We start from the raw sequence: 21,665 nt of genomic DNA on the forward strand, positions 1-21,665 counted from the left end.
ACATTCAAAAATATCTAATCCAAAGGAATCCCAACACCAACACCAACCAAAAAGGCCGATGCCAGTGACGAGGTTAATTGGCATATGACATTGTGCACGCTGTTGAGTTCTCAAGGATCGGACACTCCTGACCATCGGTCTCGCGACCTACTTGTCAGGGTTGACTTCACCGATCATCCACGGGTCACTGCTCGAGACGAACTCGAGTACGCGCCGATGGAAGTTGTTCGTTCCGTCCAGCCAGTGGTTCTCTCCTGCAACAGGAGTAGCTCTTCGGCTGAGGATCGGTCCCGCTTGAGGCCGGAAGCTCTGCGAGCTTTCCGCACCTTTGGGGCGACAAGTGAATACTTTACGTGGCCTGACGCACGTGTGCAATTCGGGACTGCAGCCCGGGCGTGGCGCGCTCCAGGCATGCGATCACGGATGGGTCGGCGCCGGCGCCACCGGCCGCATGGCCACCCGACCCGCGCTACCGGCGCAGCGAGCGGTCCAGCGCGTCGATGAGCCGCCGGTAGGTCTCGTCGAGTGACTCGTCCATGCCGAATCCTCCGGCACGTTCGAGTACGGCGAATCCGTGCATGATCACCCGCATTTCGCGCACGGCGTGCACCAAGTCGGGCTCGGCCAGGTCGTAGGCGGCGAACACCTGACGCATCACGTCGAGCGCGGCGATTGCTGCATTTTCGTGCTCCCCGTCACCGGGATCGGGCGCCCTGAGAACGACGTTCACCATGCCCGGGCGTCGCTCCGCATAGGCCCGGTATGACTCAGCGGCCGCCAGCAGCGCATCTCGTCCGGATCGGCCGACCGTCGCCGACCGCATCTGCGCAGTGAGCTCGGTGAGCCCCAGCACGGTAAGGTCCCGCCTCAGCCCACTCAATCCGTCCACATGCTTGTACAGCGCAGGAGCCGAGATTCCGAGCCGCTTCGCCAGTCCGGCGAACGTCACCTCCTCGAGTCCCGCCTCGTCGGCGAGCGCCGCCGCCTCGTCCACGACGCGCGCACGTGTCAGACCCTGTCTCGGCATGGCGTCAACGTACCCGAAGCCCGAGCAGGACGCCCCAGCCTGTCATCCAGACGAGCAACAGCGGCAGGGAGGCGTAGGCCGCTGCCGCAAGCGGAGTGAGCGCGAACAGGTATCCGAGCCCCGAGATGACGATCGCGACGGCCAGCAGCGCACTCGTGACGCTCAGCCAGATCGGCCGCGCCCGCTGCGCGATGATCAGGTAGACCACCGTGGCGACGGCCATGCCACCGAAGAAGAACATCTTCACTCCATCAAGGCGAGTGACGGCATCCGAAAGCCCGGCCGACGCCGTTGCGTCGTTCGAAGGCACTGCTCCGATCACCAACGTGACACCCAAGACGAATTGTGCGAACGAGATGATGCAGGCGGCCAGGGCCATGATCCAGGTGGCTCGAGCCAGACGCGAATGACCGGAAGTACGCATCGAGCGGCAGAGCGCCCTCACCACGACCAGAATCGCGATCGGCGGGAGGCCCTCCGTGAACAGGAACTGGGCGAGAGCCGCGAGCGCCTGACCGCGGTAGGAAGCGATGACTTCTGCGCCGGTTGAGACGACCGTCGTCGAATCCGCGAAGACGCAGAGGCCGATGATCCACGACAGGCTGAACCCGAGCCCGGCGAGGGTAGTGCTGCGCCCCATCCACCGCACGGAATGTGGAAGGCGCGAAATCTGTGACGAATCGGCGGACATGGTCGCCCCCTTCTTGTTAATGCTCATAACTTTATGGTTATGAGCATTAACAAGTCAAGAGGCCGTCGCGGTTCCGTTTAGATGTCGAGCCCGGATGCCGTGCGATCAGATGCCGCGCTGGAGGCGCCAGTAGGCGGCGCTCCACCGCAGCTGCTGCTCGAACTCACGCGGCCTCGTGTCGTTGTCGATGATGACGAGCTCGGTGGCGGACATCCGCGCGAAGTCCTCCCATGCCTCGATGCCCACGGCGTTCGTCATGACCGTGTGGTGTGCGGCGCCGGCCTGCAGCCAGGCCCAGGCCGAGGTGCGGAAGTCCGGCTGCGGAACCCACACGGCACGACCGACGGGAAGCTTCGGCAGCTGCTCGGTGGGCGGAACAACCTCGACCACGTTCGCCGTGAGGCGGAAGCGGTCGCGCATGTCCGAGAGCGCCACGACCACCGCGGGGCCGGCATCCGCGTTGAAGACCAGACGCACCGGGTCGTCCTTGCCGCCGATGCCCAGCGGGTGGATCTCCAGCGTCGGCTTGGCCGTGGTCAGCGACGGGCTCACCTCGAGCATGTGCGCGCCGAGAATGCGCTCCTGCCCAGGCGTGAGGTCATAGGTGTAGTCCTCCATGAGGGATGCTCCGCCCGGCAGACCCGCGCCCATCACGTTGGCGATGCGCACGAGCACGGCCGTCTTCCAGTCGCCCTCGGCGCCGAAGCCGTATCCCTCGGCCATCAGACGCTGCACCGCGAGGCCGGGCAGCTGCTTGAGCGCGCCGAGGTCCTCGAAGTTCGTCGTGAACGCGCCGAATCCGCCCTCCTCGAGGAACGAGCGCAACCCCAGCTCGATGGCCGCCCCGTCGCGCAGCGATTGGTGCCGCTCGCCGCCACGCCGCAGCTCGGGCACCACGTCGTACAGGTCTTCGTACTCGGCCACGAGCGCGTCGATGTCCGTCTCGGATGCCTGGCTCACGGCATCCGCGAGCTCATTCACGCCCCAGGTGTTGACCTGCACGCCGAAGACGTGCTCGGCCTCGGTCTTGTCGCCCTCGGTGACGGCGACGAAGCGCATGTTGTCGCCGAACCGGGCGAGTTTGAGGGAGCGGGATGCCGCGTAGCCGGCTGCGGCGCGGGTCCAGGTGCCGATGCGGCCGCTCACCGAGCGATCGCTGACGTGTCCGACGACGGTGGTGCGTGCCACGCCGAGCCGGGACTGGATGTAGCCGAACTCGCGGTCGCCGTGCGCCGCCTGGTTGAGGTTCATGAAGTCGAAGTCGATCTCGCTCCAGGGCAGCTCGACGTTGGCCTGCGTGTGCAGGTGCAGCAGAGGCTTCTGCAGCGCGTCGAGACCGGCGATCCACATCTTCGCGGGGCTGAAGGTGTGCATCCAGGCGATCACGCCGATCACCGTGTCGGCGGCGTTGGCCTCGAGCATGACGCGCCGGATCTCGTCCGATCCGGTGAGCACGGGCTTCCACACGACGCGTACCGGCACGTCGGCGGATGCCCCGAGCTGCTCCGCGATCGCGCGAGATTGGTCGGCGACCTGCGCCAGCGTCTCTGGGCCGTAGAGGTGCTGGCTGCCGGTGAGGAACCAGACCTCGTATCCGTCGAGCGAGGTGGTGAGCGGGGTGCGGGTCATCGGACTGTCCTATCTGTGGTCATTCGTGCAGTGAAGCGATGGGGCGAACGGTGTCGCACCCTCGAGCGGAGTAATACGCACCCTCCGGGAGACGAACGTGCACCCTCGGGGGGAGGGACTCGCACTCTCGGGGGAAGGAGGGGCACGGGCGGCATGGTCTACAGGGCGGCGATCGCGGCGCGCTCGACGGCGAGGCCGGCGCTGTAGCGCTCGAGGTAGGCGGCGAAGCCGGCGACGTCGGCCGGGTCTGGGTCGGTGACCTGCGTTGCGGCATCGGCGAACACGGTGTCGTTCAGATATTCGGCGAGCGACAGCCCGGTGGATGCCTCGCGCAGGTACGCGGCGAGCACCGCGGCGCCCCACGCACCGCCCTCCGCCGCGGTCTCGCCCACGGCCACCGGAGCGTTCAGCGCCGCCGCGAGGAAGCGCTGCGCGACACCGGCGGTGCGGAAGATGCCGCCGTGGGCGAGCATCCGCTCGAGCGCGACTCCTTCGGCGGAGAGCACGCGCATGCCCAGGCTCAGCGTGCCGAAAACCCCATAGAGCTGGGCGCGCGCGACGTTCGCGAGCGTGAAGCGACTGTCGGGCGTGCGCACGAACAGCGGACGCCCCTCGGCGGTGCCGGTGACCGGCTCGCCAGCGAGGTAGTTGTACGCGAGCAGGCCGCCGGCATCCGCATCGCCGTTCAGCGCCTCGCGGAACAGCAGCTCGAACACGGCATCCGCATCGACGGATGCGCCCGCCAACTCGCCGAATCGACGGAACAGGCCCGCCCACTCGGCCAGCTCGCTGGCGCCGTTGTTGCAGTGCACCATCGCGACCGGGTCGCCCGCCGGGGTGGTGACGAGGTCGAGCTCCTCGTGTGACTCGGCGAGCGGGTGCTCGAGCACCACCATCGCGAAGATGCTCGTGCCCGCGCTGACGTTGCCGGTGCGCGGGGCGACCGCGTTCGTCGCGACCATGCCCGTACCTGCATCCCCCTCCGGCGGGCACAGCGGGATGCCCGGCTGCAGCGCGCCGGTCGGGTCGAGGAGCGCGGCGCCCTCGGGAGTCAACTCGCCCGCCGGCGCGCCGGCGGAGAGAACCGCCGGGAGAATCCTCCGCAGATCCGGCTGCGTGACGATGGTCTCAAACCGTGAGAGCAGGTCGGCGTCATAGTCTCCGGTGGCGGAGTCGATCGGGAACATGCCAGAGGCATCTCCGACGCCCAGGACTTTGCGGCCGGTCAGCTTCCAGTGCACGTAGCCGGCGAGCGTGGTGAGGAACGCCACGCTCGGCACGTGCGGCTCCTCGTCGAGCACGGCCTGGTACAGGTGGGCAACGGACCAGCGCAGCGGGATGTTCACTCCGAACAGCTCGCTGAGCTCGGCCGCAGCAGGCCCGGTCGTCGTGTTGCGCCAGGTGCGGAACGGCACGAGCAACTCGCCCTCCGCATCGAACGGCAGATAGCCGTGCATCATGGCCGAGATGCCGATCGCACCGAGCGAGGCGAGCTGCACGCCGTATCGGCGCTGCACGTCGGCGACGAGGTCGGCGTACGCGCTCTGGATGCCTGCCCAGACATCCTCGAGCGAGTACGTCCACCTGCGGGCGACGAATTGGTTCTCCCAGGCGTGGCTGCCAGCGGCGATGGCCACGGAGGGGTCGTCGCCGATCAGGCACGCCTTGATGCGTGTGGAGCCGAGCTCGATGCCGAGCACGGCACGCCCGGAGCGGATGGCGTCGGCGGCGACGGTCTCGGCCGCGTCGATCGCGCTTTCGGTCGGGGATGCGGCCCCTTCGCCGGCGGCGCTCACGACTGGCTCCTGCGGGCATCCGTCGCCTGACCGTACACATTCTGGTAACGGTCGTAGAGGCGGTCGATCGCCTCCTGCGGAATCGGGATGAGATCGCCGCCCTGGCGTGCGATGTGCACGGTGCGGGCGACGTCTTCGACCATGACGGCGGCCTTGACGGCATCTTTCGCGCTCACGCCGATCGTGAACGGGCCGTGGTTCTGCATCAGCACCGCACGGCTGCGGTGCTCGCGCAACGTCTCGACGACGCCGCGGCCGATGGAGTCGTCGCCGATGATCGCGAACGGGCCGACCGGAATAGGGCCCCCGAACTCGTCGGCCATCGCCGTGATCACGCACGGGATCTCCTCGCCGCGCGCCGCCCACGCGACCGCGTACGTCGAGTGCGTGTGCACCACGCCGCCCACCTCGGGCATATGCCGGTACACGTAGGCGTGCGCCGCCGTGTCGCTCGACGGGGCGCGCTCGCTGCCCGACGTGCCAGGGACGACCTGCCCCTCGAGGTCGCAGAGGATCATGTTCTCGGGCGCCAGGTCGTCGTATGACACTCCGGACGGTTTGATCACGAACAGGTCGGTGCCGGGCACGCGCCCGGAAACGTTGCCGCCGGTCCACACCACCAGTCCGTAGCGCACCAGCTCGGCGTGCAGTGCGGCGACCTCCTCGCGCGTGCGCGCTACGGCTGCCTCCTGCGTCGCATCCAGAATCGTCACTGACTCCTCCATCGTCTTCGTCTCGTCCGCTCCGGCGTCGCATCCGCCCCTCTGGATCGAACAGGCGGCGCTTCGGCCATGTTACCGGTCACATGCGGGCAGAGCCAGTCGGATACCCGCTATCCAACAGGAGCCGTCGACTCGCGTGCAATCAGGCGCGGCGACTTCACGGATGCCTGCACGTCGAGACCCAGCACCTCCGACACGCACCGCCGCGCGTCGCCCTCCAGGTCGACGCGCACCGTGGTGAGAGCGGGCCGATAGAACGCGGAATCCGTGTTGTCGTCGAAGCCGACGATCGAGACGTCGCGCGGAATCGACAAACCGACCGAGACCAGCCCGGACATGAGGCCGAGGGCCATCTGGTCGTTCGTCACCATGACCGCCGTGGCCGTGCCCGACCGCACAACCTCGGCGACCTGGGGCGCAAGTGCTGCCCCCGATGCCGCTGACCAGTCCCCCGACCATCGTGCGACCGCGTCGAGCCCGGCGCGTCGCATCGTCTCGTCGAAACCGCGCACCCTAGCGGCTTCCTCGAGCCAATCGCCTGGACCGCCCAGCCGGGCTATGCGGCGGTGTCCGAGATCGAGCAGGTGCGTCACCGCGAGACCCGCGGCCTCGGCCTGGTCGTCGATGCCTCGATCAGAAGGCAGCGCAGCGATGCGCAAACCGGCATCCTGTTTGCGCAGCACCGAAACGGTCGACACGCGCGGAGCGACCACCACGATGCCGTCGACGCCCTGCGAGAGCAGATGCTCGAGGGATGTCAGTGTCGATGACCCGTCTGAGGCGTCGGCATACGCCGTGGTCACCCAGCGCCCTTCCGTACGGGCCGCCGCTTCCAGCGCCACGACCGCGGACGATGGTCCGAACAGCGCCGCGTTCGACGCGATCACTCCGAGAGTGCGCGTGCGCCGGGTGCCGAGGGTTCGCGCCGCGTTGTTGACGCGGTAGCCGAGCTGGAGCATGGCATCCTGCACGCGGCGTCGCGTCTCATCCCGCACGCTCGGGTGCTCGTTGATCACGCGCGACACGGTCTGCGTCGATACTCCGGCGAGCGCGGCCACGTCGCGCACGCCGGCGCGGCGCACATCACGCGCGGAGTCGACGGTTTCCATGAGCCTTCACGATAGCCGCGGGCATCCGTCACGGCTCAGAGCACGCCGAGGGTGGACCCGCGCGCGATCAGCTCGGGCTGCACGCGTTCGATACCCGGCAGGCGGGTGCCTCCAATGGCGTCGAGCAGAAGCTCCGCGGCACGGCGTCCGATCTCTCCGAGCCTGCGGTTGACCGTCGTGAGCGGCGGACGTGCGCCCTCGACGATCACGTCCCAGTCGTCGAACCCCGTGATCGCGATGCCGTCGGGGATGCCCACCCCACGTTCGCGAAGGCGCTCACACGCCCCGCGCGCGATCTGGTCGTTGCCGCAGGTGATCGCATCCGGTGCACCGTCACCGTGGTCGAGCAGGATGTCGACGGCCGCACGGCCCCATGCTTCGCTCCACGCTCCGTAAAGGGGCTCGTGCATGAGGGACAGCCCGCTCTCGCCCGCCCGCGCGAGCATCGCCTCGGCGCGCACCTGAGCACTTCGCTGGTCGACGGGTCCCGTGATGTGCGCGAGCCGGCGTCGGCCCAGGTTCACGAGGTGGTCGACGACGAGCGCCACGCCCGCCGCGTCATCGGACACCACGGACGTGTCGTTCGGATCGCTCGATGGCGTGTGCGCGTACACGATGGGAATGTCGGCGCGAAGCGGCCGGCGCGGGTCGGTGAATCCGCCGGTCACGATGACGCCGTCCACGCGCTGTTCGCGCAGGCGCTCGAGGTAGTACTGCTCACGAACCGGGTCGTCGCGTGTGTCGCAGAGCAGCACCATGATCTGCCCGAGACTCAGCGCGTTCTCCGCGCCGAGCAGGATCGGCAGGCTGAAGCGACCGACCGAGTCGCCGGTCAGCAGCGCGACAGTGACGGTGCGAGACGAGTCCCGCTCACGCTCACGCTCGGTGAACCCTAGTCGCTGCGCGGCTTCGCGCACTCGGCGCCGGGTGCGTTCGCTCAGCTGTCCCGTGTTGTTCAGCGCCTTGGATGCCGTTGCCGGTGAAACGCCGGCGGCCGCGGCGACGTCGACCACGCGCACCGACGAGCCCGAAGGCGCCGACTTCATTGCCATACGAGCCTGCCTCTGCGATTCGAGCGACACGTGGCGCCCGTGCGACGGAAATGTTCCGTGACGCTCACGATATCAAGAGCAGTGGTATTGACGAGGTCGGTCAGCGCGGTTACGGTCGACGTAGTTCGGAAATTTCCGGAACGTTCTGGCGCCGGCGGCCTTTCGGCTGCTTCCTGAACCAACCACTCTTCGAGAAGGACCTCTACGTCGTGACCGTCTCCTCTCCCGCCGCCGCACGCCCGGTTGCCTCTGGGCACGTCTCGGGCCCCGCCAGCCCTCGCGCCGACACGGTGCTGCGTCCGCTTGCGCTCTCCGACGTGGTCGTTCGCGAGGGATTCTGGCTCGATCGGCAGCTCGCCAACCGCGACGTGTCCATCCCGGATGGCCTTCGCCAACTGCGCGATGCCGGCAACCTGGGCAACTTCGAGATCGCAGCGGGCCGCGCCGAGGGTGAGGCGGTCGGCCCGATCTTCGCCGATTCGGATGTCTACAAATGGCTCGAGGCCGCCGCCTGGGAATACGCGCGCGAGGCCGACGAAGAGCTTCTGGCCGACCAGCTGAAGATCACCGAGCTTGTCGCGGCAGCGCAGGAACCGGATGGATACCTCAACACGGTGGTGCGGCTGCGCGAGGGCGAGCGATACGCGCATCCGGAGCGCAACCACGAGCACTACTGCGCCGGCCACCTCATCCAAGCGGCGGTCGCGCAGAAACGGGCGACCGGACGCGACGACCTGCTGAACGTCGCGGTGCGGGTCGCGGACCACCTGGTGCGCGAGTTCGGTCCACGCTCCGCAACCGGGTCCGCAGGCGACGTGGACGGTCATCCGGTTATCGAGACCGCTCTCGTGGAGCTCTACCGCGAGACCGGCGAGCACGCCTACCTCGACCTGGCCGAGTGGTTCGTGGACGCACGCGGGCACGCCACGTTGGAGCGGTTCGGCGGCAACTCCACCTACCTCTCGGACCGCGTCCCGGTGCGCGAGGCGACGACCGTCGAGGGGCACGCGGTGCGCGCCGTGTACCTCACGACGGGAGCCGCGGACGTGGCGATCGAGACATCCGACGCCGAACTGCTCGCCGCACTCGGCCGGCAGTACGACCAGATGGCGGCGACCAAGCAGTACGTCACCGGTGGACTGGGATCGCGCTGGGAGGGCGAGGCATTCGGCGACCCGTACGAGCTGCCGTCCGACCGGGCGTACGCCGAGACGTGCGCCGCGATCGGTGCGGTGCAGTGGGCGTGGCGGATGCTGCTGGCGACGGGCGAGGCGTTCTACGCGGACCAGATCGAGCGACTTCTCTTCAACGGGTTCCTGGCGGGTGTCTCACTGCGCGGCGGCGACTACTTCTACGTGAACCCGCTGCACGTGCGGCACGATGCGCACGCGGACGACGAGCGCACGCCCAAGAACGGCCGACTGCGCTGGTTCGGCTGCGCGTGCTGCCCGCCGAACATCATGCGCACGCTGTCGAGCCTGGGCGGCTACCTCGCGACCTCGACGACCGACGGCGTGCAGCTGCACCAATACGTCGCAGGCGATGTCGCCGCGACGACGGATGCCGGTGACGTCGCGCTCGCCGTCGACACGGCGTATCCGTGGGACGGCCGCGTCAGCGTCACCGTGACGGCGGCACCCGAGAGGCCCATCTCGCTGAGCCTGCGTGTGCCTTCCTGGGCCCACGGCGCCATACTCGACGGAGCGAATGCCGTACCCGGCAGCTACGCCACCGTGACGCGGTCGTTCACGGCAGGCGACACGATCGAGCTCCTGCTCCCCGTGCAGCCGCGGGTCACCCGCCCGCACCCGCGAGTGGATGCCGTACGCGGCTCGATCGCGATCGAGCGTGGACCGCTCGTCTACGTCTTCGAACGCACTGACCAGCCCGGCGGCGTCGTGCTCGACGATGTTGCCGTGCAGCCCGAGTCGGTCGCCGAGGCAGACGGCCCGGGCCTCGTACCAGGGCTCGTCGGGGTCTCGGTTCAGACGCGAGATGGCCAGACGCTGACCGGCATCCCCTACTTCGCGTGGGCGAACCGCGGCGCCGACGACATGCGGGTCTGGCTGCCCGAGGGCTGAGCGCTCCTGGTTCGTTGGCGGACCACTGACCGCCCCTGGTTCGTTAGCGGAACGCTGGCCGCCCCGCTTCGTTGGCGGACCGCTGGCCGCCCCGCTACGTTGCTGACCGCCCTGGTTCGCTGCGGTACCGGGTCGCGGGTTCCCTCTGCCGCCGATGCTCGGGTCTGCTCTGGCTGCCCTGCTCCTGAACTCTGATCGACGGCTGAACGTCGGCAACACCACGGGCCGGCGCACGGCGCGGAGCGCGGCAGGCGCGCACATCGCTGTGCCTCGTACGCGGGCAGGAGCTTTGATAGCGGTTTCAGAAATCTCGGTGTATATTGCTGAAAGCGCTATCAAAGTACGCGCCGCCAACCAAGGCGCCATCACCCACGGCGCTTCCAGCACAGCACCCGACGCCAGTCCCTCGAGCCGTTATCGCCACCCGTTCCGGGGTTCGCGCGGCTCGAGGCATCCCGAACCTGAGGACGACGATGACCGAGACCACCCTGCGACTCGACGACCCGGCTGCACCGGTTCGCCACAGCTCGACGGAGCAGGGCTCACCGGAACAGGAATCGCCCGATCAGGACCTCGCTCCTCGCGACTCGGCACCGGGCGTCACCGTCCTGCGCTGGGGCGACGAGCAGCTGTCGCTCGAGATCGGCTGGTCGGATGCCAGTGCACCCGCACTCGTCGGTGTGCACTCCGCGGGCGTCGACGTCGAGCTTCCCCGCTCGGTTCCGCTCATGGAGATCGTCACGGCCTCGCAAGGCCACCTGCCTGCAGGTGACCGGCTCGCGCGCACCCTCATCGGCGCGGAGGCGAGGTACGGCTCCCACTCCTCACGCGAGACCGAGACGGCATCCGTGCTCACGATCACGGTGCGGCACAATTTCATCGGCATAGAAGCCGAGCTGTCGCTTGAGCGCCCGCACGGGGTCGCGGCAGTGCAGGCGTCCGTCGTGGTGAAGAACCGAGGCTCGAAGCCCGTCACCCTGAGGTCGGTGCCGTCGCTGACCATCCCGCTGGGCGCGAACGACGACGGGAACCCCTGGCTGCTCCGGCAGGGACGCAGCGACTGGCTCGGCGAAGGACGGTGGTCGATACGCGAGCTGAACTCCGTGCTTCCGGATGTCGGCGAGGAGTTCGCCGGACGCCTCCAGCGCGGCGAGCTGTCAGTCGTATCCACCGGCACGTGGTCGACGGGCAAGCACCTGCCCGCCGGCGTCGCCGAGCGCGACGGCCTCGCATGGATGTGGCAGATCGAGCACAACGGATCGTGGCGCTGGGAGCTCGGCAGGGACTCCACCGGGCCGTACCTCTCGCTGTCCGGGCCGACGCACCCCGACCACAACTGGCTCAAACGCCTCCAACCCGGCGAGGAGTTCGGCTCGGTGCCGGTGTCGCTCGCTGTCGGCCGGGACTTCGAGAGCGCCGTCTCGGCCATGACCGCCTATCGCAGGGCAACCAGGCGCCGTCACCCGGACGCCGAGGCGCTGCCCATCCTGTTCAACGACTACATGAACACCCTCGCTGGCGACCCGACGGAGGAGAAGCTGCTTCCGCTCATCGAGGCCGCCGCCTCGGTCGGTGCCGAGGTGTTCTGCATCGATGCCGGCTGGTACGACGACTCCGGCGCCTGGTGGGACAGCGTCGGTGCCTGGCAGCCGTCGCACACCCGCTTCCCGCACGGGCTGGGCAACGTTATCGACCACATCAGGCGGCACGGGATGACCCCCGGTCTGTGGCTGGAGCCCGAGGTCATCGGGGTCAACAGCCCGCTCGCCGCGGAACTCCCCGACGAGGCGTTCTTCACCCTGGGCGGAGAGCGCATCGTCGAACACAGCAGGTATCACCTCGACCTGAGGAACGGTGCCGCGCGAGCCCACGTCGACTCGGTCATCGACCGGCTCATCGCCGACTACGGCATCGGCTACTTCAAGCTCGACTACAACATCGACCCGGGAACGGGCAGCGACCGGGCGGCCGACAGTGCGGGTGCCGCGCTCCTCGACCACAACCGCGCGCATCTGGCGTGGCTCGACTCCGTGCTCGACAGACATCCGCAGCTCGTGCTGGAGAACTGCGGATCGGGCGCGATGCGTTCGGACTGGAGCATGCTGTCCCGGCTGCAGCTGCAGTCGACATCCGACCAGCAGGATGCCGTGATGTATGCGCCGATCGCGGCCGCGGCACCCATGCTCATGCTGCCGGAGCAGGCGGCCAACTGGGCGTACCCGCAGCCGACGATGACCGACGAGGAGATCGCCTTCACCCTCACCACAGGTCTGGCCGGGCGCTTCTTCCTCTCCGGGCACCTCGACCAAATGCCGGCCGAACAGCGTGCCATCGTCACGGATGCCGTCGACACGGCTCGCTCTCTCGGGCCGCACCTGAGCGCGGCACGCCCGTTCTGGCCGCTAGGCCTTCCCGGCTGGGAGGACGCCTGGGTGTGTCTCGGCCTGGCCTCGCCGCACGACACCACGCTGCTGCTCTGGAACCGCGACCCCTCGGTCGCGACGGTCACCGTGCCGACAGAACGTTGGGCGACCTCGGCGGGCGTCGCATCCCTCCACACAGTCTTCCCCCGCGCATTGGCCGCATGGCCGGCTGACCACGCGGGGGAAAGCGGAACGATCCGGATCCACAACCCCACCGGCTCAGTCGGCGCCCGATTGTTCCGCCTCTCCGCCGAAGGCGGATCCCCGCAACCCACCCAGCACATGTGACGACGCCGTTCGCCACCTCACCAAGGAGCAATTCAATGAAGAAGACTCTCGTCGGGCTCGCCGCCGTGGCGGCGGCCGCAGCCCTCGCCCTGAGCGGATGCAGTGATCCCGGCTCGGGCGGGAACTCCGGCGGCAGCGCCGAGTGGCCCGCACAGAACACCAGCCTCAAGGGCACCACACTGACGATCTGGGCGGCTCAGAACTCGAACAAGACCGCCGATTCGGTCATCAAGGGATTCGAGAAACTCACCGGCGCCGACGTGAAAGTCGTGACGATTCCCGACCCCTACGAGCAAGGCGTGGAGACCAAGGTCGCGACCGGAGACAAGCCGGACCTGGCGTTCTGGCAGCCCACGGCATCCATGCTCACCACCATCAACGCCAAGACGAACCTGCAGTCGCTCGAGGGCGCGCCCTGGGCGAAGGACTACACGGGCAACCTCGGCAAGATGACAGGCATCCTCGACGGCACGCGCTACGCAGCCCTCGTCACGACGCCCGCCGTGATCGGCGTCTACTACAACAAGGACGTCTTTGCGAAGGCCGGTCTCTCGAGCACGCCGAAGAACTGGAAGGAACTCATCTCCGACGCCCAGACGCTGAAGGGCAAGGGAGTCGACCCGTTCTACGACTTCGGCGGAGGCGGAAGCCCGTGGGCCACGCAGTGGTGGGTGCAGGCTCAACTGGCGGATGCCGCCAAGAACGGCCTCTGGGACCGCGTGAACCAGAACAAGGAGAAGTTCACCGACCCCACGATCCTGAACGCCATCAAGGAGTACAAGTCGCTCATCGACGACGGCTACTTCAACTCCGACATCAAGACCGCCACGTTCCAAGACCAGGGAACCGCCCTGTTGGACGGCAAGGCCGCCATGGCGCTCCAGGTGAACTCGTTCTTCGGTGAGCTGCAGGCGACCGCGTCCACGAAGGAGCTGGATGCCAAGATCGGCTTCTTCCCCATCTCGCCCTCCGGCAACATCGGCACGTACATTCCCGATCAGAGCAATGCGCTCGTCGCGTTCAAGACCGGTGACAGCAAGCGAGAGGCCGCAGCACGCCAGTTCCTGTCGTACTGGCTGGGTCAGGGTTACGGCACGTTCGTGAAGGCGCAGAGCACGGTCTCCCTGCTCAAGGGCACGCAGACCCCGTCCAGCGTTCCCACCGCGCTGAAGGATGTCGCCGCCTCGCTCGACGACTCCGTGGGATCGATGCAGGCTCTCGCCGTGGCCAACCCGGATCTGTACCTCAACCTCGGTGACATGATCCAGGGCACGAAGACGCCGGAGCAGGTGGCGCAGACCACCCAGAACCAGTTCGCGCAGTTGGCGAAGGCGCAAGGCGCCAAGGGCTTCTGATCCCTACTTGACAGTCGGGTGCCGGCGGCTCGCCCGCCGGCACCCGAACGAAAGGCCAGAGCATGTCCATTCTCGACATCACGAAGCCGGCGGCCAAGACCGCCGAGCCTGCGGGATACCCGACCGCTGGCAGGCGAGGACGTCGCAGTGACCACCCGTACTGGTTTCTGGTTCCGGCGATCGTCGTGCTCTTCGTTTTCTTCTTCCTGCCCACTCTGTACAACTTCATCTACGCCTTCACTGACTGGTCGAGCTTCAAGTCGGCCATCAATGTCGTGGGGCTCGCCAACTTCGGACAACTTCTGAGTAACGGCAGCCTGCTTGCCGATCTCCGCATCACCCTCGTGTACGCGGTGCTCGTGGCGCTGTTCCAGAACCTGTTCGGGCTTCTGCTCGCTCTTCTGCTCGAGCGGGACACGAGGATCAACCGCTTCCTGCGCGCTGCGTTCTTCGTGCCCGTCGTGATGTCCGCGCTCGCGGTCGGCTACATCTTCCAGGCCATGCTGAAGCCGAACGGGGTGATCAACGGCCTCCTCGGCTTCCTCACGGGGCAGCACATCAGCATTCCCTGGCTCGGTTCGACCGTCTGGACCATCGTCGTCGTGGCCGTCATCCACGCGTGGAAGTGGATGGGACTGTCGATGCTCATCTACCTGGCCGGCCTGAAGACGATCAACGAAGACCTGGTCGAGGCGTCCCGCATCGATGGGGCGGGCCGGTGGCGCGCGTTCTGGTCCATCAGATGGCCGCTGCTCGCGCCCGCCATCACGTTCAACGTGGCCACCGCCCTGCTCGGGTCCATGAACGGATTCGACATCGTGCAGGCGACGACGGCGGGCGGCCCCGGCGGTACGACCGAGCTTCTGAACATCTTCGTGTTCCGCACCTTCGGTCAGGGTCTCTTCGCCCAGGCGACCACCATGAGCCTGATGCTGTTCCTCATGGTCGCCATCCTGGCCTTCCCCGTCATCTGGTTCCTCCGCAAGAGAGAGGAAGTGCTGTGACCACAGCAAGCGTGCGTCGCCGCCGCTTCCCGCTTCAGCCCACGATCGCCGTGCTCGTCGCCGCGCTGCTGTTGGGTATCCCGTTCACAGTCGTCGTGCTCCCCGCAGGAAAGGACCAGGCCCAGGCTCTGAATCCGAACCTCTCACTGCCGACCCATTGGCAACTACTGCAGAACCTCGGCACGGTGCTCGATGAGGGGCGCATGATCCCCGCGTTCTTCGGCAGCCTTCTGATCATGGTGCCTTCGGTTGTGCTCGTGCTCGCACTGGGGGCGATGGCATCGTGGGTGCTCGCCAGGCGCAAGTCCCGTCTGGCGGCGCTCTTTTATGCGCTTGCGATCAGCGGCATCGTGCTTCCGCCCGCGGTCGTGACGATCGTGCTCTTGCTGCGCCAGCTCGGCCTGGCCGGCACCGCGATCGGCATGATCTGCGTCTACACCGGCATGTACTTGTCGACCGTGGTGTTCTTCGTCACGGGCTTCATCCGCACGATCCCGCCCGAACTGGAGGAGGCCGCGCGCATGGACGGCGCCTCGCCGTTCGTGGTGTTCGCGCGCGTCATCCTGCCCTTGCTGACGCCGACACTGGCCACCGCGACGATCCTGATCTGCCTCTACATCTGGAACGACGTGTTCTATGCGCTCTTCGTCGTCGGCGGACGCCTCGACACGCTCCCCCTGAACCTGTACCAAGTCGCGAGCTCCGGGCTCTATCTTCAGAACTGGCACTTGATATTCGCGTACATCATCCTGATGAGCCTTCCGCTGCTGATCACGTTCGTCGCTCTGCAGCGCAAGATCATCGCGGGCATCACGAGCGGAGCAGTCAAGTGACATCCGTGAAGGCAGGTACATGAGCACAGCGGGCGCGGCGCGCACTCCGACCATGGCGGACGTGGCGAAGCTGGCCGACGTATCCGTTCCCACCGTCTCGCGCGTCCTCACAGGTGCCGCTAACGTGCGTCAGGACAAGCGCGAGCGTGTCGAGGCAGCCATCGCGCGCTTGGGCTTCCGGCCGAGTGCTGCCGCGCGAGCGCTGGCATCCGGCAAATCCGACGTGATCGCCGTCATAGCGGGCAACACGTCCAATTACGGGTATGCCGAAGCGATCAGGGGCGTCGAGGAAGCGGCCCGCGCCGAGGGCTACACCGTGATGATCACGGTCGTCGAAAGCGCCGGCGACGCAGACGTCGAGCACGCCGTGACCATGGCGCTCAACCAGGCGATAGCCGGCGTTGTCGTGCTCAAGTTCGACAAACCGGGTGTAGCAGCCCTGCATCGGATGCCTGAGGGCCTGCCCGTCGTCGCGCTGTCCGGTCTACGGGAGCGCGGAGTCGCTCAGGCCGTCATCGACGAGACGCGCGGCGCACAGGAGCTGACCGAGTACCTGCTCGAGCTGGGACACGCGACGGTGCACCACGTACGCGTGCCTCCCTCGCGTCGCGAGGACGGCCGCACCACGGGCTGGAAGCGGGCGCTGCGGAAAGCGGGCGCAGCCATCCCTCCCCCGCTGGACGCGACGTGGGAACCGCGCAGCGGCCGCGAAGTGGGCCACATGCTCGCGAACGACCCCGACGTCACCGCGGTGTTCTGCGGCAACGACGAGATCGCGATGGGTGTGATCAGGGGGCTGTCCGACCGGGGCGTGCGTGTGCCCGATGACATCAGCGTCGTGGGATTCGACGACCACCCACTGGCCGAGCTGTGGGCGCCCGCTCTCACGACCGTGAATCAGGACTTCGCCGGGCTCGGGCGCAGGGGCTTCGCATTGCTGCAGAACACGATCACCGGGTCGAGCGGCGTGCGCTTCTCGTCGGAACGCCCGCTCGTCGTGCGCAGGGACAGCGCGGCTCCGCCGAGTCCGGCGCCCCGGTCGCGCGTCTGACTGCGACAGAGCGCAGGTCCGCGCCGCGCTCGAGCCGTGCGCGCCTCGTCCGATTTTCGCGGCGCACGCCGGCCTCACGCTTTGCGCTCTTCGGTGCCCTTGCGCGCCGGCAGCGCGTGCGTGGTCGGCGATTGCAGAAGAACCTGCTCGCCTCTTGAAACCGCTATCAAAACCGGTCTACAGTCTCTGATAGCGCTTTCAACAGTCGAGAGCGCATCGCATCCTTACGAGTACGAAGGAGTACGCATGCCTATGACACGATGGCGAACCGCTGTCGGATGTGCGATGGCGGCAGCCCTGGCGGTCGGTGCAGCACTCGCCGGCGCGATGCCGGCGACAGCCGCATCCGGCCAGACCCTGTCGGTGGACTTCGGCAAGACCACCGGCGACTTCCGCGGAGGTGCCTCGGGCAGCCTCTACGGTCTCGGCGATCCGGGCGTGCCCAGCCAGCCGGTGATCGACGGCGCACACGTGACCAACATCTCGCAGAAGCCGCCGTCCGGCGCACAGCATCCCAGCGGCGATGCTCTGCAGGTCGAGAAGGGCTTCTTCGCGGGAGCCGGTAAGGACCTGTACGTGTACGTGCAGGACATGTACCCCGACTGGCCGTACAACGGCGGCAAGCGCCCGGGCGACGCGAACGGCGACGGGGTATGGGACTACCTGCCCATTCTCAAGAAGGTCGTCGAGGATATAGCGACGAAGTCGGCGCATCCGAAGAACTACGTCTTCATACCGTTCAACGAGCCCGACGGCATCAACTGGTACCCGGACTGGACGAACCAGAAGGATCAGTTCCTGGCCGACTGGTCTGCCGCGTACGACGTCATCGAGGGCGTCTATGCCGAGCACGGGCTCGGACACGCGCGCATCGGCGGCGACGGCGAAGCCGTGTGGCGCGCCGGCCGCGAGAGCGACTTCCTCAGCTATGCGAAGGCGCACGACGAGCTGCCCGACATCATGATCTGGCATGAGCTCGGAACGCAGAATCTGGCGACCTTCCGCTCCCACATGGACGAGTACCGATCGGTGCTCGAGCAGGTAGGACTTCCCTCGATCCCGGTTGACATCACCGAATACGGAATGCCGCGCGACATGGGCGTTCCCGGGCAGATGGTGCAGTGGCTGGCCATGTTCGAAGACGAGAAGGTCGACGCGCAGGCGGCGTTCTGGAACTACGCGGGCAACCTCTCCGACAACTCGTCGCGCGTGAACGGCGCGAACGGGGGGTGGTGGATGCTGAAGTGGTACGGCGATCTCACGGGCTCCAAGACCGTCACAGTCACTCCCCCGCAGCTCAACGCCGTCGACACGCTGCAGGGCATCGGGGCCATCGATGCCGCCAAGCGCAAGGCCACCGTGCTGCTCGGCGGCGGCAGCAGTGACGTCACCCTCAACCTGAGCGGTCTGGACACCAAGATATTCGGCAGCAGCGTCGACGTGGTGGTGCGGCGCGACAGGCTCAACGGTGTGGAGGGCGACTCGCTTCAGCCGTCAGTGGTGCTCGCAACCCAGGCGACCGTCAGCGGAGGGAAGGCGACCGTCACCATCCCGAACGACGACCGCTACTCCGGCTATCAGGTGGAGATCACGCCTCATCTGGCACTCCAGCAGACCGTGAGCACCGATCTCGTCGACTCGACCGAAGCCGAGAACTCGACGGTTGTGGACGCGTGCGTCGCATACCAGGACCCGAGCGCCGAATGGTCGCATATGGCATCCGGCAGCAAAGACGTCGGCTGCATGACCAAGCCCGACTCGTCGCTCACCTGGCAGGTGGATGCCCCGCGCGACGGCACCTACCGGCTCGAGATCCTGGGCGGGGCCAATCAGACGCCCGGCAAGCAGGCGCTCTTCGTCGACGGCAAGCTCAACCAGCTCGTCTCCAAGTCGGCGGACCTCGGCTGGAACTACCGCGGGACGGCTACGGCCATAGTGAAGCTCGGCAAGGGTTCGCACACCTTCTCGCTGCGCTCCAGCGCCGACGGCACCACCGTGCTTCCCGGGTCGGACATCACCGCTGATCGGTTCGACCTGTACGACGTGACCGACGGCGAGCGCGCCACCTACCCGGCGATCGATGCTCGGCTGTCGGGCGGGGCATCCGTCGACTACTCCAGGGCGTCCACCGCGGGCGACGTGAGTCTGAACGGCAACGCCACTGCGACGGTGTTCACCGCCGTCGCCGACACGGGGTACTACGACGTCTCGGTCGCGTATCGCGCGGTCGGCAGCACTACGGTGCAGCTGTCGGTGAACGGCCGGAGTGTTGCACTGCCCGCCTCGCACGGCACCGGGTACTGGAACGCGACAGCGCAGGTGTTCCTGCCGGAGGGCGTGAACGAGTTGACGCTGTCGTCGCCGCGCGGAGCGGACGTGTCTGCCGTCACCACCCTGCGCGGCGCCGACCAGATCGCCAGCGACCACGACTCGAGGTATGCCAAGACGTACGCGCCGCAGGACCTCACGCTTGCGGGAACGGCATCGTTGCAGGCGCTGCCCGCGAGTTCGAACGGAGTGGACGGGCAGGATGTCGAGCACCTGGGCAACGGAGCGGGCAACACGGCGACGCTGAGTCGGCCGGCGGGCTTCGGCCCGGGCGACTATCAGCTGGTGCTCGCCGCGGCCAATGCCGACAGGTCTTCGGCCATCAACTACAACCCGCAGGTGATCAGTCGCTTCGTGGATGTGTCGGAGGCCGGCGGGGCGACCGTGCAGGCGACGATGCGCAACAACTACGCCTGGCAGAGCTTCTGGAACCTGACCAGTCCGCTCACGCTGCAGACGGCCGGTGGCGCGATCACCCTGGGCAACCCGAACGGCTGGGCGCCGAACATCAACACGGTGACCCTGGCGAAGTTCGTCGCCGGGACGCCCGTTGTGGAGCGGTCGTCGAAGGCTCCATGGTGAGGCCCATCGGATCCTGACCGCGGACGATGATGGCCGGCATCGCAATGGACGCGGTGCCGGCCATCGCTGCTGCCGGCGATACGACTCGGCGGTCGAGCTTGTCGAAACCGTGCTCGCCGGATGGCTTCCGGCGAGCTCAACCGGCGGAGTCGGAGGACGGCCCGGGAACGGCCATCGCGTCGCCGAAGCCGTCCTGCACGACGCGGGACGGGGTGCAGTACGCCATCACGGCACGCTCCGGCAGCCGGTACTCGGCCCAACCGGGGTCACCGGTGGCGATGAACGAAACGGCCGCCGCGTGCACCTCGTCGGCGAGCGCCTGTGGCGGAGTCGTCCCGGCGATGACGTCGACGCGCTCGGCGCCGAGGCAGTCGAAGAAGAACGGAACGTCGAGACAGTGCACGGCGCCGGCCATCGTGGGCGACTGCCACGAGAAGCGGAACAGCCAGGTCGGGGCATCCGCCCGCGCTCGCGCGTCGCCGACACGACGCGTCGGCGCCCGGAACAATGCGTCGGTGACGAACTGGCCGAGCACGGCGACCGCCGGTTCGCCCGGATGCGCGGAGGCGTAGGCATCCGCTTCGTCTCCGCTCAGGCCCGCCCGCTGCAGCGCCTCCCGTGCATCGACGCCGGCCAGCAGCTCGCCGAGCGACGCGACGCCCATGTTGAACTCCTGGTCGGTCGTGCCCAGCAGCAGCGGCTTGCCGGCGGCGGCTCTGGATGCGATCCCCTGCGCCACATGGGTGGGCAGCAGGTCTCCGTCGACGACCGGGCACCACGGCATGGCCCGCGTGGCGAGCCGGCCGACGCCGGCGAGCGGGTCGGCTGACGTCCCGCCCGAGCCCGCGATCGGGTCGGCCTCGTTCTGCAGCTGCAGCACGCGAGTCTCGTCCAGCGACGAGAACCCCGCTACTGTCGGCTCCACCCCGGCCGCTTTGGCGAGCCGGCGGGCGTTCGCCTCGGCCGCTTCGAGCGAGCTGTCGGCGACCGGCCCGGAGAGCGAGATCGCGGAGCGGAACAGGTGCGCCGCCTTCGGGCTGGCCAGCAGGGCGAACACCGACGCACCACCCGCGGACTGCCCGGCGATCGTCACCTTGCCAGGATCCCCGCCGAAGGACCGGATGTTGTCGCGCACCCATTCGAGTGCGAGCATCCAATCGAGCATGCCGCGGTTGAGCGGAGCGTCTTCAACCCAGCCGAAGCCCTCGAACCCGAGCCGGTACGACACGCTCACCGTGACGACGCCGTCGCGGTTGAACGCCGCGCCGTCGTACCACGGGCTCGCCGGGGACCCCGCGACGAAGCCGCCGCCGTGGATGTACACAAGCACAGGCAACGCCGCCTCGGTGTCGCCTGGAGCCGGCGTGAAGACGTTCACGTTCAGCGTCGAGTCGCCTGGGATCGACGGCTCAGGGATGAGCGTGATCTCCGCAAGCGCCTTGCGCTGCGGGGTGGCGCCGTACTGAGTCGCATCGCGGATGCCATCCCACCCCTCGTGCGGAACGGGCGCGGCGAATCGCAGCTCCCCCACCGGAGGCTTGGCGAACGGGATGCCCAAGAATGCCGCCGACCCTCCTCGCCGCACGCCGCGCACGGCGCCCGCTCGAGTCTGCACGACCGGGCCCGCGGAACCGTCGGCTCCCGCTTTCGCCATATCCGTCAGCTGATCGGTCATCGATGATCTCCTTCGTCTC

15 protein-coding genes are annotated in these 21,665 nt (G+C 67.8%); 7 read left to right on the plus strand and 8 right to left on the minus strand.

Going from position 1 to position 21,665, the window contains the following annotated elements:
- Nucleotides 1–469: 469 nt before the first annotated feature.
- From ACYVII_RS08905 to ACYVII_RS08935, 7 genes are all read right to left on the minus strand, one after another.
- Nucleotides 470–1,027, minus strand: a complete 558-nt coding sequence (locus tag ACYVII_RS08905; RefSeq protein WP_460534063.1) for a TetR/AcrR family transcriptional regulator — start codon at nt 1,025–1,027, stop codon at nt 470–472.
- Between the two features lie 4 nt (nt 1,028–1,031).
- Nucleotides 1,032–1,667 (minus strand): hypothetical protein, encoded by a 636-nt coding sequence (locus ACYVII_RS08910; RefSeq protein ID WP_460534065.1) that lies wholly within the window; start codon nt 1,665–1,667, stop codon nt 1,032–1,034.
- A 156-nt stretch (nt 1,668–1,823) separates the two neighbouring features.
- A complete protein-coding gene (gene araA, locus ACYVII_RS08915; protein ID WP_460534067.1) occupies nt 1,824–3,347 on the minus strand; it encodes an L-arabinose isomerase in 1,524 nt (507 codons plus the stop codon).
- A 158-nt stretch (nt 3,348–3,505) separates the two neighbouring features.
- Nucleotides 3,506–5,098: a xylulokinase gene (locus tag ACYVII_RS08920; protein ID WP_460534414.1), complete on the minus strand. Its 1,593-nt coding sequence runs from the start codon at nt 5,096–5,098 to the stop codon at nt 3,506–3,508.
- Nucleotides 5,099–5,139: 41 nt separating this feature from the next.
- Nucleotides 5,140–5,856 (minus strand): L-ribulose-5-phosphate 4-epimerase, encoded by a 717-nt coding sequence (locus tag ACYVII_RS08925; protein WP_460534069.1) that lies wholly within the window; start codon nt 5,854–5,856, stop codon nt 5,140–5,142.
- A 119-nt stretch (nt 5,857–5,975) separates the two neighbouring features.
- Nucleotides 5,976–6,974: a LacI family DNA-binding transcriptional regulator gene (locus ACYVII_RS08930; protein WP_460534071.1), complete on the minus strand. Its 999-nt coding sequence runs from the start codon at nt 6,972–6,974 to the stop codon at nt 5,976–5,978.
- 35 nt (nt 6,975–7,009) lie between these two features.
- The gene (locus tag ACYVII_RS08935; protein ID WP_460534073.1) at nt 7,010–8,026 is read right to left on the minus strand and encodes a LacI family DNA-binding transcriptional regulator; all 1,017 of its coding nucleotides are present in this window, start codon (nt 8,024–8,026) and stop codon (nt 7,010–7,012) included.
- Nucleotides 8,027–8,235: 209 nt separating this feature from the next.
- Here ACYVII_RS08935 and ACYVII_RS08940 point away from each other — a divergent pair, with 209 nt between their 5' ends.
- The 7 genes from ACYVII_RS08940 (at nt 8,236) to ACYVII_RS08970 (ending at nt 19,971) form a co-directional block, all read left to right on the plus strand.
- On the plus strand, nt 8,236–10,107 hold the full coding sequence (locus ACYVII_RS08940) for a glycoside hydrolase family 127 protein (protein WP_460534074.1): 1,872 nt from the start codon (nt 8,236–8,238) through the stop codon (nt 10,105–10,107).
- A gap of 473 nt (nt 10,108–10,580) precedes the next feature.
- Entirely contained in the window at nt 10,581–12,818 is a 2,238-nt protein-coding gene (locus tag ACYVII_RS08945) for a glycoside hydrolase family 36 protein (RefSeq protein WP_460534075.1), read from the plus strand.
- 35 nt (nt 12,819–12,853) lie between these two features.
- Nucleotides 12,854–14,173: an ABC transporter substrate-binding protein gene (locus tag ACYVII_RS08950; RefSeq protein WP_460534076.1), complete on the plus strand. Its 1,320-nt coding sequence runs from the start codon at nt 12,854–12,856 to the stop codon at nt 14,171–14,173.
- Nucleotides 14,174–14,235: 62 nt separating this feature from the next.
- A complete protein-coding gene (locus ACYVII_RS08955) occupies nt 14,236–15,177 on the plus strand; it encodes a carbohydrate ABC transporter permease (RefSeq protein WP_460534077.1) in 942 nt (313 codons plus the stop codon).
- Complete coding sequence (locus ACYVII_RS08960; protein WP_460534078.1) at nt 15,174–16,010, plus strand: carbohydrate ABC transporter permease; 837 nt, start codon at nt 15,174–15,176, stop codon at nt 16,008–16,010. Before ACYVII_RS08955 ends, ACYVII_RS08960 begins: the two co-directional genes overlap by 4 nt.
- 19 nt (nt 16,011–16,029) lie before the next feature.
- A complete protein-coding gene (locus tag ACYVII_RS08965; protein ID WP_460534079.1) occupies nt 16,030–17,061 on the plus strand; it encodes a LacI family DNA-binding transcriptional regulator in 1,032 nt (343 codons plus the stop codon).
- A gap of 246 nt (nt 17,062–17,307) precedes the next feature.
- A complete protein-coding gene (locus tag ACYVII_RS08970) occupies nt 17,308–19,971 on the plus strand; it encodes a carbohydrate-binding protein (protein ID WP_460534080.1) in 2,664 nt (887 codons plus the stop codon).
- A gap of 136 nt (nt 19,972–20,107) precedes the next feature.
- On the opposite strand, the gene ACYVII_RS08975 is transcribed toward ACYVII_RS08970, so the two are convergent.
- On the minus strand, nt 20,108–21,646 hold the full coding sequence (locus ACYVII_RS08975; protein WP_460534082.1) for a carboxylesterase/lipase family protein: 1,539 nt from the start codon (nt 21,644–21,646) through the stop codon (nt 20,108–20,110).
- Nucleotides 21,647–21,665 lie beyond the last annotated feature (19 nt).

The sequence above is a fragment of the Humibacter ginsengiterrae genome, assembly GCF_054780115.1.

What these genes read in the sequence shown, in the direction of transcription:
- ACYVII_RS08950 (WP_460534076.1), top strand. Translation starts at nt 12,854, where the DNA reads ATGAAGAAGACTCTCGTCGGGCTCGCCGCCGTGGCGGCGGCCGCAGCC.
- ACYVII_RS08945 (WP_460534075.1), top strand. Translation starts at nt 10,581, where the DNA reads ATGACCGAGACCACCCTGCGACTCGACGACCCGGCTGCACCGGTTCGC.
- ACYVII_RS08905 (WP_460534063.1), bottom strand. Translation starts at nt 1,027, where the DNA reads ATGCCGAGACAGGGTCTGACACGTGCGCGCGTCGTGGACGAGGCGGCG.
- araA (WP_460534067.1), bottom strand. Translation starts at nt 3,347, where the DNA reads ATGACCCGCACCCCGCTCACCACCTCGCTCGACGGATACGAGGTCTGG.
- ACYVII_RS08955 (WP_460534077.1), top strand. Translation starts at nt 14,236, where the DNA reads ATGTCCATTCTCGACATCACGAAGCCGGCGGCCAAGACCGCCGAGCCT.
- ACYVII_RS08970 (WP_460534080.1), top strand. Translation starts at nt 17,308, where the DNA reads ATGCCTATGACACGATGGCGAACCGCTGTCGGATGTGCGATGGCGGCA.
- ACYVII_RS08930 (WP_460534071.1), bottom strand. Translation starts at nt 6,974, where the DNA reads ATGGAAACCGTCGACTCCGCGCGTGATGTGCGCCGCGCCGGCGTGCGC.
- ACYVII_RS08935 (WP_460534073.1), bottom strand. Translation starts at nt 8,026, where the DNA reads ATGGCAATGAAGTCGGCGCCTTCGGGCTCGTCGGTGCGCGTGGTCGAC.
- ACYVII_RS08910 (WP_460534065.1), bottom strand. Translation starts at nt 1,667, where the DNA reads ATGGGGCGCAGCACTACCCTCGCCGGGCTCGGGTTCAGCCTGTCGTGG.
- ACYVII_RS08975 (WP_460534082.1), bottom strand. Translation starts at nt 21,646, where the DNA reads ATGACCGATCAGCTGACGGATATGGCGAAAGCGGGAGCCGACGGTTCC.
- ACYVII_RS08965 (WP_460534079.1), top strand. Translation starts at nt 16,030, where the DNA reads ATGAGCACAGCGGGCGCGGCGCGCACTCCGACCATGGCGGACGTGGCG.